Origin of the sequence: Leuconostoc sp. DB-1 (assembly GCF_013414845.1) — a bacterium.
Lineage (GTDB): Bacteria > Bacillota > Bacilli > Lactobacillales > Lactobacillaceae > Leuconostoc > Leuconostoc mesenteroides.
In genome coordinates this window covers 15,249-31,099 of sequence record NZ_JABFNJ010000002.1, presented here as the reverse complement: position 1 = coordinate 31,099, position 15,851 = coordinate 15,249, and the positions used below count along the sequence as shown (strand labels likewise).

The following is a 15,851-nucleotide window of genomic DNA, read 5'->3' as shown; positions in this document are numbered from 1 at the left end:
GCCTGTCAATGCACCAACCAGACAAAGGGAGAAATACGTAGACTTCCTCAATACAAACTAACGCCGGCTAAAGGGCATTAAATGCAGCTGATAAACCTGCACGGCACCACGGCTATAAGCCCTTTCGATTGATTATGACTAAGACGTTTATATGAGCACACCCTGACCAATTGATGCACCCAGTTGAATTGAAGGACCTTCCCGCCCAGCATTAACCATACCATAGCCAAATCCTGATATAAATTTCCGCCACAATGTCGACCACCAGTTTATTTTTAGTTCACCCATAATAGACCTTCAACCTGTGGAATGCCGGAACCGGATATATTAGGTTCTTTGTTTAACATCCATGAAACAATTAAAAAACAAATTAATTAGCAGTTATCACTAAAAATATAACGCTATATTGCCATGTGAAATATCGAGATACAGCGTTTGCACAAATTGAAGCAATTTTCAATTGTCCAGCGGAAGACACTAACACTATTCCTGTTAAAAAACTATAAGTGTGCCATATAATACTACTGACAGCTTGATGTATTGAGTCTAATTCTTTTTTAAACATAAATCAGTTTACAACAAAAAGGGGGTTGATTCCAAATACAGAAAAATTTAACGATTTCTTAATATTCTCATTCTTGATTAAACAGAATCAACGAATCGTTTGTGTATGTATTAACAAAACATCAAAGACATTTAAAAACACCTGTGAAAAAATTTGTAATCCTTGGCATAAAACTTATAACTAGATATCGAATAACAGCACCTAGCCCAGCAGCTAAACAGAAATACAAATAAAAGTTAAAAAAATTCACTGATTTAATCTCCGATTTTTTCCTACATTTTCCCAAAAACAACTGCAATGTAAGCCAGTATAAACTAATAATGTATAAATAATACTAATTAAAAATTTTCTCTACCTAATTGATTAATTTGAAGTAAATGTGCTGAATGTTGTAAAGCCACCCAGATACCCGTCCTATAAAATTTTTTAAAATTAAAGAATAGTCATAGCTGTCAGGAATGACTGCTCCGATATAGCAAGGAGAATGATCCTAAAACATGATGACTACTATAACCCAAGGACTACTCCCAATATGTGGAATTTCGGTAATTAGTAGCCTGAACAACCTAATGACCCACAAAAATACTACAAGACAACTAGTCAGCAGGGTACTATCTTTTAATATTTCATGTTTTCTCCTAAACATACTTGTTAACACTTTAAAAGTATAAAAATCAAATTTATATTTATAGTGTCCTTCAAAGTAAAATTACAGATGTGGAAAATAATTTACTGATATCATCATGTATCTAAAATGCACGTTATACCAAACCTAAATTGGGATACTACATGAAAATAGAAAAGAGATAATTATGATCAGTTCAGTACAATTTGAAAACCAAAATGTTATTCAACCTATCAAACAAGACTGCATGCAAGTAAGGAATTCGTTTTTTTAAAAAATGATTCTTGCGGAAATGGTACAAAATAGATAACATGAAAATAACTTAGCACCAAAAATTGTAAATATAACGCTTTCTGATGACATACGCCCTTAAGCAACGTATATACGTTGAGTCAACAATATCAAATAAGATCCGAATTTCGTATACTAATATCAAGAACGCCATACACCCGATGAAGTATCGCTTAGTACGACCATTCATTACTAACCCATTTAGTATTAATGGATTATTAAACAACACACCTGAAAATTAGTTTAAAATGCTAAATAAAAACAAGCAAAATGATCTATGAAATAGAAATAATTGGCAAAAACAGTGAAAGTGGTATAATATAAATATAAATAAAAAGACCCATGTTAGGTACATGACCTTTAAGTCACAAGCGTGCTTCAGCGTTGGTAGTTGTTATTTTGTTAATAAACTAAAATAGTCATTCACGAAAACCCCTAGAACCGGCCAAAGTTAAGGGGTTTTTGTTTACCTATTTTTAGACTTGTTAATTTCTTTTAGTAGTTCGACTACTTTCGTAGCTAAAACAACCAGAAATGTGATCAACACAATTACCGCGGTCTAACAGACCATTTGGTGTTATCCTTTCAGGTAGCCTTGAGTTTCAACAATAAGCGTCACCCCAACTATCAGATTCCACCAGCCCTTAACTTGCTTGCAATAAAATTATATCATAACCTAATCTTCACAAAAAAATATGACAGCTTTACAGTTATTAGTGCAATAAACTTTGAGTAGTTTGCACTTTTTCAAAGTCATGCTATACTTGGCTTTATATACTGCAACTTAGTTATGCAATTTTAAAGAGGTATAAAATGACAGTTTATGGTTATGCACGGGTTTCAACAGCTGGACAATCTTTATATGAACAAAAAGAGACTTTGAAAAATGCCGGGGCTGAAATGATTTTCAGTGAAAAATATTCAGGTACAACTACATCACGACCACAGTTTAAAAAACTTGTCAATCTAATTGAACCTAATGACACATTGATCGTCACCAAGTTAGATCGCTTTGCTCGAATACACGTGAAGCATTAAATTTAATTGATGATCTTCTGAAACAAAAATTGTGATTAAAGTTCTAAACTTAGGAACAATTGACAATACCCAATGGGTCGCATGATTGTAAGAACATTACTTTCGGTTGCGGAAATGGAACGCGACATGATTATCGAACGTACGCAGGCTGGTAAGATATTTGCAAGGCAACACATCCCAACTATAAAGAAGGTAGACCCAAAGAAAAAAAGATAGCCGAAACACAGCTATCTTTGAGTATTCTCAAACGCACACAATAAAATCTACAGCAGAAGCTTTCAATATTTCTGTTAGAACAGTACAATACATTAAAAATTGTTTATTCAAGATTAATTATATTAAATTAATGGCAGATGACAAAATATACGTCTTCCAATTGATATGCATATATGATATCAGTTCAGTAACATGGACAAACGCTTATACCAGACTCACACTTTATTATAATCAACCAATTTTACCTAGATTTACAATGCTCGTATACTGAAAATCAGGACTGCTTTATTTCTAGGGCATAATCCGATGCTAATATACTAAAAAATGGACTATTTTTATTCAGTCCGTTATTCACAAGATGTCAAAGATTTCTTGGTTAACTTCACCAAGAAGGCCGTTCACTTAAATCACTAGCAGAAGGATTCGGACCGTCGAACGATTCTATGGATATTTGGGTTAAACAAGCTACTCCAATCTTGATCAAGGGTCAGTCAAAGACTTTAAAATACGTCAAGGAACTAGAGAAGCGCCTCACTATTTTGGAGGAAGAAAACGAAATTTTATCACGCATAGCCTGACAGGCAGCGAGCGGATATTTGACTAGTCAAAAAATAGTTCGTAATGTGGGATTGCCGCTAGTTAATCAATTTTTAGCACAAGGCTACGCGCTTGTGCGTATTTTAAGTCCACTTAAAATCAGACCCAGTACCTATTACAACTGGCACCATTGGCAGTTCAGTCGACAAGAAAAGCGTAGAGAATGCCTAAAACCTTATATCTTGGACGTTTGGAAAACCTTTAAATTTTATGGCTATCGTCGTATTGCTACTTATAGTCAACTAACCAATGACTGCCCGAAAATATCTGAGTATATGACACTCAAATTGATGCTTGAATTAAGGATTAGATCAAGCATGCAAAACGTTATCGCAAACACAAAACCGTTGTGACGGTTTCTCAAAAACTAATCTGATTAGGCACTAGCATGATTTGAGCGGTGTTTGGCAAACAGATATCACTTATATTCAGTTGACTAATCACAGATGGGCCTATTTAGCAACCGTTTTGGATCCTGAGAAGAGAAAAGTATTAGGCTATAAAATTGGCAATACAAGGACAGCCGAACTAGCTACAAGTGCCTTACAGATGGCGTTAGATAATCATCAAAAGCCACTCATTATTCATTCAGATATGGGGTCACAATACACGAGTGCTGAATTTAATACCAAGGGTCAAAATTATGGCTTGAAACATTCATATTCACTCAAAGGACATCCGTACGATAATGGCCGTACGGAAGCGTTTCATTCAATATTGAAGCGTGAAGAAGTTTATTTGAAGGCATACCAGACATTAACTGAGGTCCAAGCAGCCATTGGTTGGTATATCAATTTTTATAATCGCAATCGTATCTCAAATGTCGCCTAATTAACTGAATAAAAATGGTCCAATTTATTGACTTCTAAGCAATAGACTGGGCTACTAGAAATATCTATTTGAGAGGAGCTAACACAGAATTTTAGAATAATCATAATTACCTAAATGAGATTGTTTAACATAAAGTAATTAAAAAATAAACTCATAATGAAAAACTAACATATTCATTATAAGTTTATTTAGCATAAATCCTATTTTATAAGATACCTCACCGGTCTATCCCACGTATCCTTTGAAAATTTATGGATTGATTGAGGAGGCAACACTAGCGAAACCGTTATACCATTATACTCTGCCAACGTTGCGTCAAAGAAACCTGCACCGTAACCTATCCGATAATTATCTTCGCTAAAGGCTACACCGGGAACCACCATTAGATCTATTCCCTTCAAATTTTGTGCTTGATTTTCATCTTGTGTTGGTTCTAGAATTCCGAATTTTGATTTACTCATTAAACTTTCTATATAGTCAAACCATAATAATTTTCCACTACTCACCCTAGGTACTACTACTTTCTTATGGCTTCTCAATGCCTCCTGAATAATGACATCAGTACTCAATTCGTGTTCCATACTTATAGTTACAGCCACTGAATTAGAGTTATTCCAATATGCCTTAGAAAACAGAATTGCCTGTAATCGCTCTTCTTCAGTAATCTTGCTATGGTAATCATATAATTTTAGTTTATCCAAGGTCATTTTTCTTATTTCTTTTTTACTAAGCACTGCTACAAATCTCCTCCAAATTATCTTCAAACTAATCCGATAAAATCTTACTAATTATCTCTTTTAATTCTGGCACAACCTCTTGTTCAAACCACGGATTTTTTTTAATCCATATATTATTTCTTGGTGAAGGATGAACTATCGGAAAATAAAGAGGCAAGTAATTTTTGTAGTTCTTTATTACATCGGTTATCTTGCTTTGATAACCAAGATTCAGATAATATTTCTGAGCATATGATCCCACCAATATAATTAACTGAACATCGGGCATAAGCTCCAATAATTTTGGGTGCCATTTGTTAGCTACTCCTCGTCTGGGCGGTAAGTCACCCCATTTTCCTTTTCCTGGATAGTAAAAGTCCATGGGAATTACGCCAATTTTTCCTGAATCATAAAAGGTATCTTTACCAACCCCGATCCACTCTCTTAATCGATCTCCCGATGCATCATCCCACATTATACCCGAGTTTTGAACTCGTAATCCCGGTGCTTGACCAATAATGACTAATTTTGCTTTTTCCGATACGTGAAATATTGGCCTTAATCCTTTTTTAGTAAACTCCATATTCATTTGATCTGCTGCTATATCATCAATAATACTCATATTCCCCTCCTAACCAATGTATAATAATTATTATAAGCTACTTTATCAAACTTATATTGATTTATTAGTTCACAACTAAACTATAAAAGTCTACCAAGAGTCGTGCAACTTCTTTCTGCATCGCATTAAATTCGGCACGAGTCACTGGCTTACCACTCACGTCAGTCATAACGGTCTGAGCCTTTTTGACCCAACCCGTGACGGTTTTACAGCCAAATGACATTCATTGGCTAGGGAATTAGCAGAATGGCCCTCATTGTGCAAGGCAACAATTGGTGATTTAAATTCAGTTGAGTATCGCTTAGCTTTCATAATAAAAAACTCCTATACTTGATTATCTCGGATTATGCCCTAGAAATAAAGCAGTCCGGATTTTCAGTATACGAGCACTTCTTACTTCACGAGAATAAGCAAACGTATCCGTCTCTAATGCAGAAAACGATTATACCGAAAAAGATCGAATCCTTGAAAAAGAGGCTAATAATATGGCTAGCATATTATTAGCAAATAAAAAATCCACTCAATTATTACTAGATGATAGAAAACCTTTTAATTATTTGCGCAACTCTTTCGGAATTAGTAATCAAGCTATGTGCATCCGCTTATTTAACCTATTCTATTTTCAAACAGCTAAACAGGTCTTTGAAGAAGAAAAACAAGTTAAGAATATTTTTATCTTCTCACAATAAACAATTGCCAACTATATTTATAAAAATTATCAATTAAATATCAAATAAAATCTGCCACCAAACACGGAAACCGCGCGACAGCCAACCGCCACCACAACAGTTAAGATCGCCCGTGGTTATTATTATGATTGTGACTTTTTTTATTGTCTTTAAATCTAAATCAATAGAGAAAACTAAAAGAAGTTGTTGACACAGGAAGTTACAAATGCTTGATTAAGAGTGAGGGAAGTTTTGAGCTGAAGATAGTTTTCCCCTTGTTTTGGGAAGAAGAAAACTTTACTGTTAACAAACACTTGACCGATCGTTCAGTCGTCCGTCACCTTATCCATACAAGCCTTGGTTTTACCCGCCTGCTTTAATTAACTACTTTATTCATTAAACCAATAAAAAAACGCCCTTATTGGCGCTGTATCACTATATTTATTATCTTTTTCGCGTTATACAGCTTAAATACAAGCCCTGTGTCCGTAGACACCGTTTTACCTGCCGAGCCGTTTGTGGCCGCTCTCACCCTACTACACGCCCAGTATGGATTGTTTGTGTAGCACCCACATATTTTTGTACAGTAGTGTCTGGGAAAATGGCACTTGTCTATTTTTTCGTATACCATATACAGCGATTTGGATCTTCCGAGTCACACTAGGTAACTACCCCCTACACGTCATATATGCCATACCCCTTAAAGTGTTTGGCTTCACTCTTTTTGAAATCACCCACATTTACAACACAAAGGTTATGTTATATAATATAGATACACATTCTCGTACATATAAGAATCATGTAGCTATCAAGGATTGCCGTCCTTGGTGGCTTTTCTTTTTGTAATAAATTAATTATCTCAATTTATGTTTATGCACATAATATAACGTAATAGCTACCGCTATGTCAATAATTTTATAAAGTTATTGTGATATGTATATATTTATAAAGTTATATTATTATAAATTTATACTTTTATATTTTGCTACTTTTATATTTTTATGATAGTATAAATTTATAAATTAAAAAAAGTGTTTACGTATCAGTTATTAGCATGTATTGAGTATAAAAATATATTTTTATAAAAATATACTTTTATACTTTTATACTTTTATAAATACATAATTTTATAATTTTATAAAGGAGTTAAGAATGACTAAAGTTATCACAACTGGAAACTTCAAAGGTGGGGTGGGGAAGACAACAAACTCCGTAATGCTGTCTTATACATTGTCTAAAATGGACAAGAAAGTATTACTAATTGACTTAGATCCCCAAGCTAATGCAACAGATTTATTGCTAACAACAATGACTAATATTTATAAAAAGAAACCTGACTTTAAAGAAACACTGTTTGAAGCCATCAAAAATAATAATCCACAGGAAGCGTTAATAAATGTAAAAGATAATCTAGATTTGTTACCATCTTACTCAGACTTACAAAACTATGAACGTTACCTTTATGATAATTTTTCTGATGATTACTCACAAGATCATCACTTAACAAATTTCATTAATGAATTCAAAAATGAATATGACTTTGTATTTTTAGATATTCCACCACAACTGAACAAATTTACAGACAATGCACTGGTAGCCAGTGATTTTGTAATCGTTATACTACAAACACAAGAACGGGCTCTAAAAGGTGCTGAAAAATATATAGAGCACTTATTAGAGTTACAAGATGACTATGGTCTGAATATAGATCTTTTAGGAATACTTCCCGTACTACAACAAAATGGATCAGAACTTGATTTAGATGTCTTGCAAGATGCCACAGAAAGCTTTGGTGATAACAATATCTTCAAAACTCATATTAAACAGATGAACAGACTAAAGAGATTTGATAGAACTGGTATTACCGATAATACTAAGGATATCCACGACAAACGTATACATGCAATATATGGCGATCTCATCAAAGAAACGCTCGAGCGCATAAATATATTTGATCAAAAATAAGGAGCATTTATCATGACTGACAATATTGGACTAAGCTCATTCCGAAAAAAGAAAACAGAGCGCCCAGAAAATATTACACCAGAACTATCAGAAGATATTAACCGCACAATGCCAGAAGACTTGCTAAAGCTTCCACAAAGTAGGCTTACAAGTAAAGACTTACCAAAATCGATTAGGCTCCCATTAAACACACACACAGCCATTAGCACAATTGCCACTTTGCAAAGTAAAAAAATTTACGAGGTAATTAATGATATTGTGGAAGAATATATTAGTAACTTACCTGCGAGTGAAAAGAAGATTATTCGTTCAAGTATTGAAACCGTAAACAATAATCATTAATTAAACTGGTTTATATTTTTAACAAAAGAAAACTAACTTTGTAATGTTTCTAAAAGGAGCAGAAAACAAAAAGTTGCTCTTATACTAAAAAAATGGACTATTTTTATTCAGTCCGTAAAATGAAAGTATAGGAGTATTTTTATGTCAATTCGTTATTCACAAGATTTCAAAGATTCATTGGTTAAACTTCACCAAGAAGGCCGTTCACTTAAATCATTAGCAGAAGAATTTGGTCCGTCGAAAGATTCTATTGCTATTTGGCTTAAACAAGCTACCCCAATCATGATCAAGGGTCAGTCAAAGACTTTAAAAGACGTCAAGCAACTAGAGAAGCGCCTCGCTATTTTGGAGGAAGAAAACGAAATTTTATCACACATAGCCTGACAGGCATTGAGCGGCCATCTTACTAGCCAAAAAATAGTCCGTAATGTGGGATTGCCGCTCGTTAACCAATTTTTAGCACAAGGCTACGCGCTTGTGCGTATTTTAAGTGCACTTAAAATCAAACCTAGTACCTATTACAACTGGCGCCATTGGCAGCCCAGTCGACAAGAAAAGCGTAGAGAATCTCTAAAACCTTATATTTTAGACGTTTGGAAAACCTTTAAATTTTATGGTTATCGCCGTATTGCTGCTTATAGTCAACAAACCGACGGTCCGAAAGTATCTGGGTATATGACACTCAAATTGATGCGTGAATTAGGGATTAAATCCCGCATGCAAAAACGTTATCGCAAGCCAAAAACTGTGGTGACTGTTGATCAAAAGCCCAATTTGATTAGACACTTGCATGATTTGAGCGGTGTTTGGCAAACAGATATCACTTATATTCAGTTGACTAATCACAGATGGGTCTATTTAGCGACCGTTTTGGATCCTGAGAAGAGAAAAGTATTGGGCTATAAAATTGGCGATACAATGACAGCCGAGCTAGCCACAAGTGCCTTACAGATGGCTTTAGATAAGCATCGAAAGCCATTAATTATTCATTCAGATATGGGGTCACATACACGAGTGCTGAATTTAATATTAAATGTCAAAATTATGGCTTGAAACATTCATATTCACTCAAAGGACATCCATACGATAATGGCCGTATGGAAGCATTTCATTCAATATTGAAACGTGAAGAGGTGTATTTGAAGGCATACGAAACATTAACGCAAGTCCAAGCAGCCATTGGTTGGTATATCAATTTTTATAATCGCAATCGTATCTCAAATGTTGCCTAAGTAACTGAATAAAAATAGTCCAATTTATTGACTTCTGAGCACATAGCACTGTTCATTTTTTTAGGCTTATCAATAATAATTGGCTCTTCTTGGTTGATCGTAAACTATCCACAAAAAATTATTTACTTCGTTACTATGATAGTTGGAGTTGTCATAATAATTATGACTAAACCCATTTGGCCCACAAAAAATAGAAATGCTGAATAATTCAGAAATGATTGAGTTAAGGGGCTATAACTATCAATTGTCTCTGTTAAATACTATAAAAAAAGCCTCTAACAAATCAACTTGGCTTGTTAGAGGCTTTTTTTATTTAGATAATATAATAGCCCTTGAAATGTAAGGCTAAATTGAATGGCTAAGCGTTGCTATATAGAGGCGCATAAATACTTTGTTTCTCAATTTTGGCTAGGCATGTTATAATGAATACAGAAAAAGGAAGCCTTGCGCTAACAAGACTTCCCATTATAGAGCCGTATAAGACGGTGGCAAACTTAAAACGATTAAATAACCGCTAGCTTGGCAGAGCTAAGGCGGTTATTTTTTTGTTGGTTTTTAATCAACTCAACAACTAATGCTAGTAAGGTAACTATGAAAGTACCAAACATTAGCATAAGCTGTAAAGCGTCCGATACGGACACTTGGGCTACTCCTTTCCTAGAATGTGAGTTTATAGTTTTTACACCATAAGCACCACCCCCTTAAGGAAATAGCCACCGCCTTAACTTCTCTACTTGAACTATTATACAGGATAAAGCGTGATTTACCTATTGATGATTAATGCTCTAATATCCTGAACGGCTAGTTTTCTATTTTCAATATAAATATAATTATCCGACATGTTTTCAATGAACCCAGATATATTTTTTTTTGGTTTCATGATTGAAGTTAGTTTCATCTAATTGAATAGTCACAGTATAATAATTTGCTAATGCGTGCATTGCATTATGAAATATTTTATCCGTAGTCATTTTGGGTAACTTTTTTCACTATATACATTTTCCTGATCCATTTTCCTTAATGCAGAAGTATGGTCGCTTAAAAAGAAGCCACGCCACTTTTTAATGCCCCTATCTCTATAATCATACTGAAAGTAATTATTGATTAAAGCGCTAAAATCTTGATCCATTTCATTTCTCATTTCAAATTTTTTATTCCTCAATTATACGAACGTTAGTTCCCTTATGCAAGCGGCTCGATTTTAAACTTTTGTTATATTATATATGTAGTTCAAAAATATAGACTAAAAGGAAAATTTTGTTATGCTTAAAATACTAAGTGAATCCATATACCAAATTTACAAGTTTACATCAGGGATAGTATCATGGGGATTAATTAATATACCTGTTAGCTGGTTATCTTTTTTTATAGCCATCATAGGTTTGGCTAGGAATAATCATAATAAATTACGACAAAGATTTGATTATTCATCAGTAACCCACCCATGTAATACAGTTATTACTGTTTACAACGACAGTTTAGTAACAGAAACTTCACGATTTAATGGAATAATAGTCACTGCAAAAAAGCCAAACTTACTACGGAAAAAAGTAATTAAATGGAATTTGAAAAATAAAAAATTTGGACATAATAAACAGCTTTTATTCCCTTTTCATCAAATGGTAAATATTCAGAATAACGAAGAAATAAAACAATCTGATTTTTTTGCTGTTAAGAGCCATGAAATGAGAGAAATTATAATCAATAAAAAAAATTTTTTAAATTCAATAAAAAATAAGCTATACAGTAATATTAAGGCACTTACAAAGTTTACTAATAAGAAAGCATTTTATGTATATTTTGTTTATGAAACGGTTACTGGTAAAACAAGAATGTTTGCTGTTAAAATTATTTTTGATGACCCTATTGGTCAGGATCTAAATATTGACGATTGTAATAAAGTGCTACAAGCTAAATTAAAGTACAATAACTAACAAGTTAAGGGTAAAATACAACTAATATTTAAAAAAAGGGATAGCATTAATAGATGGATTACACTGAATTCTACAAACATGTTCAAAACGAATTGAAAGTTACCGGAACAGATAACCAGTTTCATCTGTATTATGATGAAACAAATAACTTTAGATCTTTTAAAGTAGACGATAAAGGTTTTAATGCTGACGAACATGCCTATTTCATACTTGGAGGAATTGGCATAAAAACCGACTCGCATGACATTGTTGAAGGTGTTGATAGCCTCTTCTCAAAATTTGGTATGCAAGCAAATGCTCAAGAAATAAAGTTTAAGCATATCAAGAATGGTGCCAATAATTTTATTGAGTTAATGGATAAAAAAAGAGTAAAAGTTTTTTTGAATTGGCTTTATGAAAATGACAATGTTTTTATCCACTATAATTATGTAGATAATTTTTATTTCTCTATTGTTGACATTGTTGACTCTTTACCCAATTCAATGCTTCTCGGCATAGAATTTAATCGTGACCTAAAAGATTGTTTGTATCAAATTATGAAAACTGATAAAGAATATTTTACAAACCTTTTCGTTTTATTAGGCTATCCAAATGTTAACAACCCTAAATTACTAATAAATAAAATTATAGAAAAGATAAATGAAATTACCCCATACGGAGATGATTTTTGTTTAGAGTATTTACGACAGATCTTAAAATCAGCAATTAGGTCCAAACTTCCTCTTTTAGAAAATAATGTCGAGGGTGAATTGATAGATAACTACTCTGATCTATACGCACAGAGTATTTATTCTTTTCCAAATTCTCATCACAAATTTGATCATGAATATAATATTGAGCCATTTTTAGCGAATAACCCTATTTATGTAAATGACAAACTAGTAGACTATATTTTTGATGATTCTAAACATTCTCGATTATTACAATTATCTGATTTAACAGTTGGCATTTTAAGACATTGGATGAGTTTCCTTGAAAAAAATTCGGAATCGAAAATTTCAGATATTTTAAACAGTTTATCTAGCAATCAAGAAACAAACATTCGAAAATTACAACAAGTTATGAACAATTCACTATCTGAAAGTCAGGGTTTCAAAATTGGTTCTGGGAGTAATACGTTTGAAAATAAAGTTTCCGATTTCTTAACTTATAAATTTTAACTAGAATAATTCAGATACTCGATTATTACTGACTATAAAAGATCCAGAACATATCAACTTAAGGACGGTAAGAAATTATATTAAATTTAATTTGCGATACAAGATAATGTGCATTAAAAGGTGACATATCTTAACAATTGTGTCGCTTTTTTTTTGTGCCTTATAATTAAAGGTGTTAAAATAAGTCATAACTTACCACCATAAAGCAGTCCAATTAATTTATTGACTTCTAAGTAAAATACCAGGAGTTTTGCTATGAGTTAACTATGATCCTAGGTGGTCACTAAAACATTCCTTAATTCAGGGTCTATAATTATAATAATGGCACTTTAAAGCGCCACAAAGTACATAGAAGACCTTGATACTTATACACCTATGTTGATGGAAGCATTGCATTTAAGTTTATGGTGTATCATGTTGTTATACAAATTAAAATTATAGGTGGTTTAGAATGAAAAAAATTTATTTTTTATGTACAGGAAATTCTTGTCGCAGTCAAATGGCTGAAGGATATGCAAAAAAAATATTGCCGGCAAATGAGTTTCAAATCGAGAGTGCAGGGATTGAAACTCATGGGTTAAATCTAAATGCTGTTAAAGTTATGGCTGAAGATGGAGTAGATATTAGTAGCCACTACTCTAAATTAATTGATCTAAATTATTTGAACACTTCAGATTTAGTTATTACTTTATGTGGTGATGCCAAGGATAAATGTCCTATGCTTCCCCCTCAAACCAAGAGTTTACACTGGCCTTTATCTGACCCAGCGCAAGCCACAGGAACTTTAGAAGAACAACTACAAGAATTCCGTAAGGTTCGTGACGAAATTAAAAAATTAGTTACAAGTTTGAATAACTACGTTCATTAATAAAAAAACGCCATATAGTGCCGCAGCAAAACAGTCCAATTAATTTATTGACTTCTAAGTAAAATACCAGGAGTTTTGCTATGAGTTAACTATGATCCTAGGTAGTCACTAAAACATTCCTTAATTTAGGGGCTATAATTTATAGGATGACTCCTAAATCTAAAAAGACAAGGCCCATTAATTTATTAACTAATAATATTGAATTTCAATTTCATAGGAAAACTGGTAAACTATTCAACACAATAGTTGAAAAGGTGGAAAGAAAATGTTTGAACAAGCAGTTAACTACAAAAATGGACTATATAAAGAACTATCTAAAATTGGTAAGGGGCTAAGCAGTGATCGACGATTAGAAATTCTTGATCTTTTAACTCAAGCACCCAAATCAGTTGAAACTATTGCCAACGGGGTCGGAATAAGTGTAGCTAACGCCTCACGCCATCTACAAATATTGAAGGACAGTCATCTGGTTAAAACAAAACGAAAAGGCAATCATATTATTTATAGCCTTAGTTCTCCCAAAATTAGTGATTTTGTGCACCTATTAACCGATATTGGCAACAGTGAACTTTCAGATATGAAAACAATTCAGGATAAATCAGACGCTCAAGATAACGTTAAAACCATTTCCTTAAAGCAAGCTCAAGAAGAATACAAAAATAGCTTTGTCCTTGATGTACGACCTTCTGATGAATATGCAGCAGGCCACATACAATCGGCAATTAATGTCCCATTGGAAACATTAAAAGAATCAATGCCCAAATTACCTAAAGATCAAAAAATTATTGTTTATTGCCGTGGAAGACTATGTGCTAATTCCAACATTGCCACACAGATCTTAAATAGAAATGGTTTTGACGCAGTTAGTTTAAATTCAAGTTACTATGATTGGAATAAAATAACAGAATAAACAGTTTAAGCACGATTTAGTCATTTATTGATTAAATCGTGCTTTTATATTGACTTACAAAAAGTATGTGATATTATTAAACTATTCAATCAAACAATTGAATAATTGAAAGGCGGTGACATAACTTGTCTACTATTGGTAAAACGCTAACCTTAATTAATTTTGAGAATAATTGGTGCGCCCAGTGTTATACGCAGCGACCAATAATAAATAAGATTAGCCATGACTTTAATTCATATTTAAACGTTCGGGTAGTGAATTCAGATGCTCACCCAGAACTAGCAAAAAAATACAATGTTTATTCCGCACCCAGTACTATTTTGCTGCGTGATGGAAAAATCGTTGAAAAAATTACCCGTTTTATTGATCAATCACAATTAACAACTTTAATTAAATATTACCTATAAAGGAGCGACTCTTATGGTTAAGAACTTAACTGACAAAGACTTTGTGAAAGAAACTAGTACCGGTGTTACATTAACTGATTTTTGGGCTACTTGGTGTCCTCCATGTCGAATGCAAGGACCGATTATTGAACAACTTGATAAAGAAATTGGCGATAAAGTCAAAATTACTAAAATGGACGTAGATGCAAATCAAAAAACACCAATAGCATTTGGAATTATGTCTATTCCAACCTTAATTATCAAAAAAGATGGCCAAGTAGTTGATAAGCTGGTTGGCCTCCACAGTAAGGATCAACTTAAAACCGTTCTTGCTCAATATACTAATTAGGTTAAGAGGGGAGAAGCTGAATGGAACAACTATCAGTAATGAATAAAAAAGAATTTGATAAAAAACTGAAGAATGGAAAATATATTTTAGTTTTTATGGCTTCTTGGTGCCCTGATTGTAGCTTTATCAAGCCTCATCTACCAGAGATTGAACAAGAATTCAAAGATTACACTTTCATCAGTGTCGATCGTGATGAGAATACCGAATTGGCTCAAGAACTAAATATCTTTGGTATTCCAAGCTTCGTTATTTTTAGAGATGGGCAAGAAATCGGAAGACTTGTCAATAAAGATCGGAAGACTAAAGAAGAAGTCGAAAATTTCATTACCAACACTATTAACTAATGAAGAAGTTTTTTACTATCCTTGGCGGTATGGGGACGTTAGCAACTGAAAGTTATGTCCGACTCCTTAATAAGAAAACTGAAACCCATAAAGACCAAGACTATTTAGATTATATAGTGGGTAACCATTATTGATGCACAAGAAGTCATTGTTAATCGTTCATTGGATAAGGGATTAGCGTTACGTGACGAC

Annotated in this window: 20 protein-coding genes and 3 pseudogenes; 17 read left to right on the top strand and 6 right to left on the bottom strand. The window is 33.2% G+C overall.

From position 1 onward, the window contains the following. Positions 1 to 73 precede the first annotated feature (73 nt). Positions 74 to 362: pseudogene (locus HFP47_RS10330) on the bottom strand (chloride channel protein); the annotation flags it as partial. A 1,932-nt stretch (positions 363 to 2,294) separates the two neighbouring features. Between HFP47_RS10330 and HFP47_RS10325 the strand changes: the two are divergent. The 3 genes and pseudogenes from HFP47_RS10325 (at position 2,295) to HFP47_RS10315 (ending at position 4,163) form a co-directional block, all read left to right on the top strand. Continuing rightward, positions 2,295 to 2,735, top strand: a pseudogene (locus HFP47_RS10325) (recombinase family protein). A 596-nt stretch (positions 2,736 to 3,331) separates the two neighbouring features. Further along, complete coding sequence (locus tag HFP47_RS10320) at positions 3,332 to 3,685, top strand: hypothetical protein (protein ID WP_147284878.1); 354 nt, start codon at positions 3,332 to 3,334, stop codon at positions 3,683 to 3,685. A 40-nt stretch (positions 3,686 to 3,725) separates the two neighbouring features. Beyond that, entirely contained in the window at positions 3,726 to 4,163 is a 438-nt protein-coding gene (locus HFP47_RS10315) for an IS3 family transposase (protein WP_111303659.1), read from the top strand. 200 nt (positions 4,164 to 4,363) lie between these two features. On the opposite strand, the gene HFP47_RS10310 is transcribed toward HFP47_RS10315, so the two are convergent. From HFP47_RS10310 to HFP47_RS10825, 3 genes are all read right to left on the bottom strand, one after another. Then, on the bottom strand, positions 4,364 to 4,897 hold the full coding sequence (locus HFP47_RS10310; RefSeq protein ID WP_010277786.1) for a 5-formyltetrahydrofolate cyclo-ligase: 534 nt from the start codon (positions 4,895 to 4,897) through the stop codon (positions 4,364 to 4,366). Positions 4,898 to 4,928: 31 nt separating this feature from the next. Further along, complete coding sequence (locus HFP47_RS10305) at positions 4,929 to 5,501, bottom strand: uracil-DNA glycosylase family protein (RefSeq protein ID WP_071952413.1); 573 nt, start codon at positions 5,499 to 5,501, stop codon at positions 4,929 to 4,931. A 64-nt stretch (positions 5,502 to 5,565) separates the two neighbouring features. Further along, positions 5,566 to 5,724 (bottom strand): hypothetical protein, encoded by a 159-nt coding sequence (locus HFP47_RS10825; RefSeq protein ID WP_155275068.1) that lies wholly within the window; start codon positions 5,722 to 5,724, stop codon positions 5,566 to 5,568. A gap of 262 nt (positions 5,725 to 5,986) precedes the next feature. On the opposite strand from HFP47_RS10825, the gene HFP47_RS10295 reads away from it, so the two are divergent. The 6 genes from HFP47_RS10295 to HFP47_RS10820 all read left to right on the top strand — a co-directional run bounded on the left by HFP47_RS10295 (position 5,987) and on the right by HFP47_RS10820 (position 9,708). After that, positions 5,987 to 6,190 (top strand): hypothetical protein, encoded by a 204-nt coding sequence (locus HFP47_RS10295; RefSeq protein WP_010277777.1) that lies wholly within the window; start codon positions 5,987 to 5,989, stop codon positions 6,188 to 6,190. 1,131 nt (positions 6,191 to 7,321) lie between these two features. Next, a complete protein-coding gene (locus HFP47_RS10290) occupies positions 7,322 to 8,134 on the top strand; it encodes a ParA family protein (RefSeq protein WP_010277775.1) in 813 nt (270 codons plus the stop codon). 12 nt (positions 8,135 to 8,146) lie between these two features. After that, entirely contained in the window at positions 8,147 to 8,476 is a 330-nt protein-coding gene (locus HFP47_RS10285; RefSeq protein WP_011666813.1) for a hypothetical protein, read from the top strand. Positions 8,477 to 8,617: 141 nt separating this feature from the next. Further along, a complete protein-coding gene (locus HFP47_RS10280; RefSeq protein WP_011666812.1) occupies positions 8,618 to 8,860 on the top strand; it encodes a transposase in 243 nt (80 codons plus the stop codon). A gap of 45 nt (positions 8,861 to 8,905) precedes the next feature. Next, positions 8,906 to 9,529, top strand: coding sequence for a DDE-type integrase/transposase/recombinase (locus HFP47_RS10275; RefSeq protein ID WP_160148021.1), 624 nt, complete (start codon positions 8,906 to 8,908; stop codon positions 9,527 to 9,529). Positions 9,530 to 9,573: 44 nt separating this feature from the next. After that, the gene (locus HFP47_RS10820; protein ID WP_223824565.1) at positions 9,574 to 9,708 is read left to right on the top strand and encodes an IS3 family transposase; all 135 of its coding nucleotides are present in this window, start codon (positions 9,574 to 9,576) and stop codon (positions 9,706 to 9,708) included. A 503-nt stretch (positions 9,709 to 10,211) separates the two neighbouring features. Here HFP47_RS10820 and HFP47_RS10265 read toward each other — a convergent pair. After that, positions 10,212 to 10,316 carry a putative holin-like toxin gene (locus HFP47_RS10265; protein ID WP_242512493.1) on the bottom strand — a complete coding sequence of 35 codons (105 nt, stop codon included), beginning with the start codon at positions 10,314 to 10,316 and terminating at the stop codon, positions 10,212 to 10,214. A gap of 359 nt (positions 10,317 to 10,675) precedes the next feature. Next, positions 10,676 to 10,837, bottom strand: coding sequence for a hypothetical protein (locus HFP47_RS10815; protein WP_257229766.1), 162 nt, complete (start codon positions 10,835 to 10,837; stop codon positions 10,676 to 10,678). A 133-nt stretch (positions 10,838 to 10,970) separates the two neighbouring features. Between HFP47_RS10815 and HFP47_RS10255 the strand changes: the two genes are divergently transcribed. The 8 genes and pseudogenes from HFP47_RS10255 to HFP47_RS10220 all read left to right on the top strand — a co-directional run. Then, positions 10,971 to 11,642, top strand: a complete 672-nt coding sequence (locus HFP47_RS10255) for a hypothetical protein (protein ID WP_010276797.1) — start codon at positions 10,971 to 10,973, stop codon at positions 11,640 to 11,642. Positions 11,643 to 11,695: 53 nt separating this feature from the next. After that, positions 11,696 to 12,802: a DUF3800 domain-containing protein gene (locus tag HFP47_RS10250; RefSeq protein ID WP_111303641.1), complete on the top strand. Its 1,107-nt coding sequence runs from the start codon at positions 11,696 to 11,698 to the stop codon at positions 12,800 to 12,802. Between the two features lie 451 nt (positions 12,803 to 13,253). After that, positions 13,254 to 13,670: an arsenate reductase (thioredoxin) gene (gene arsC, locus HFP47_RS10245; protein ID WP_010276791.1), complete on the top strand. Its 417-nt coding sequence runs from the start codon at positions 13,254 to 13,256 to the stop codon at positions 13,668 to 13,670. A 265-nt stretch (positions 13,671 to 13,935) separates the two neighbouring features. Further along, complete coding sequence (locus HFP47_RS10240) at positions 13,936 to 14,580, top strand: metalloregulator ArsR/SmtB family transcription factor (protein ID WP_004909452.1); 645 nt, start codon at positions 13,936 to 13,938, stop codon at positions 14,578 to 14,580. Positions 14,581 to 14,705: 125 nt separating this feature from the next. Beyond that, complete coding sequence (locus tag HFP47_RS10235; protein ID WP_107722159.1) at positions 14,706 to 14,987, top strand: thioredoxin family protein; 282 nt, start codon at positions 14,706 to 14,708, stop codon at positions 14,985 to 14,987. A gap of 13 nt (positions 14,988 to 15,000) precedes the next feature. After that, positions 15,001 to 15,315 carry a thioredoxin gene (gene trxA, locus HFP47_RS10230; RefSeq protein WP_111303645.1) on the top strand — a complete coding sequence of 105 codons (315 nt, stop codon included), beginning with the start codon at positions 15,001 to 15,003 and terminating at the stop codon, positions 15,313 to 15,315. A 20-nt stretch (positions 15,316 to 15,335) separates the two neighbouring features. Continuing rightward, positions 15,336 to 15,659, top strand: coding sequence for a thioredoxin family protein (locus HFP47_RS10225; protein WP_004909449.1), 324 nt, complete (start codon positions 15,336 to 15,338; stop codon positions 15,657 to 15,659). After that, positions 15,659 to 15,787: pseudogene (locus tag HFP47_RS10220) on the top strand (aspartate racemase); the annotation flags it as partial. The gene HFP47_RS10225 and the pseudogene HFP47_RS10220, both read left to right, overlap by 1 nt. Between the last annotated feature and the right edge of the window lie 64 nt (positions 15,788 to 15,851).

Excerpts from the sequence above, each read along its gene's own strand:
- HFP47_RS10305 (WP_071952413.1), bottom strand. The coding sequence starts at position 5,501 with ATGAGTATTATTGATGATATAGCAGCAGATCAAATGAATATGGAGTTT.
- HFP47_RS10825 (WP_155275068.1), bottom strand. The coding sequence starts at position 5,724 with ATGTCATTTGGCTGTAAAACCGTCACGGGTTGGGTCAAAAAGGCTCAG.
- HFP47_RS10295 (WP_010277777.1), top strand. The coding sequence starts at position 5,987 with ATGGCTAGCATATTATTAGCAAATAAAAAATCCACTCAATTATTACTA.
- HFP47_RS10290 (WP_010277775.1), top strand. The coding sequence starts at position 7,322 with ATGACTAAAGTTATCACAACTGGAAACTTCAAAGGTGGGGTGGGGAAG.
- HFP47_RS10285 (WP_011666813.1), top strand. The coding sequence starts at position 8,147 with ATGACTGACAATATTGGACTAAGCTCATTCCGAAAAAAGAAAACAGAG.
- HFP47_RS10280 (WP_011666812.1), top strand. The coding sequence starts at position 8,618 with ATGTCAATTCGTTATTCACAAGATTTCAAAGATTCATTGGTTAAACTT.
- HFP47_RS10820 (WP_223824565.1), top strand. The coding sequence starts at position 9,574 with ATGGAAGCATTTCATTCAATATTGAAACGTGAAGAGGTGTATTTGAAG.
- HFP47_RS10265 (WP_242512493.1), bottom strand. The coding sequence starts at position 10,316 with ATGTTTGGTACTTTCATAGTTACCTTACTAGCATTAGTTGTTGAGTTG.
- HFP47_RS10815 (WP_257229766.1), bottom strand. The coding sequence starts at position 10,837 with ATGGATCAAGATTTTAGCGCTTTAATCAATAATTACTTTCAGTATGAT.
- HFP47_RS10255 (WP_010276797.1), top strand. The coding sequence starts at position 10,971 with ATGCTTAAAATACTAAGTGAATCCATATACCAAATTTACAAGTTTACA.
- HFP47_RS10250 (WP_111303641.1), top strand. The coding sequence starts at position 11,696 with ATGGATTACACTGAATTCTACAAACATGTTCAAAACGAATTGAAAGTT.
- arsC (WP_010276791.1), top strand. The coding sequence starts at position 13,254 with ATGAAAAAAATTTATTTTTTATGTACAGGAAATTCTTGTCGCAGTCAA.
- HFP47_RS10240 (WP_004909452.1), top strand. The coding sequence starts at position 13,936 with ATGTTTGAACAAGCAGTTAACTACAAAAATGGACTATATAAAGAACTA.
- trxA (WP_111303645.1), top strand. The coding sequence starts at position 15,001 with ATGGTTAAGAACTTAACTGACAAAGACTTTGTGAAAGAAACTAGTACC.
- HFP47_RS10225 (WP_004909449.1), top strand. The coding sequence starts at position 15,336 with ATGGAACAACTATCAGTAATGAATAAAAAAGAATTTGATAAAAAACTG.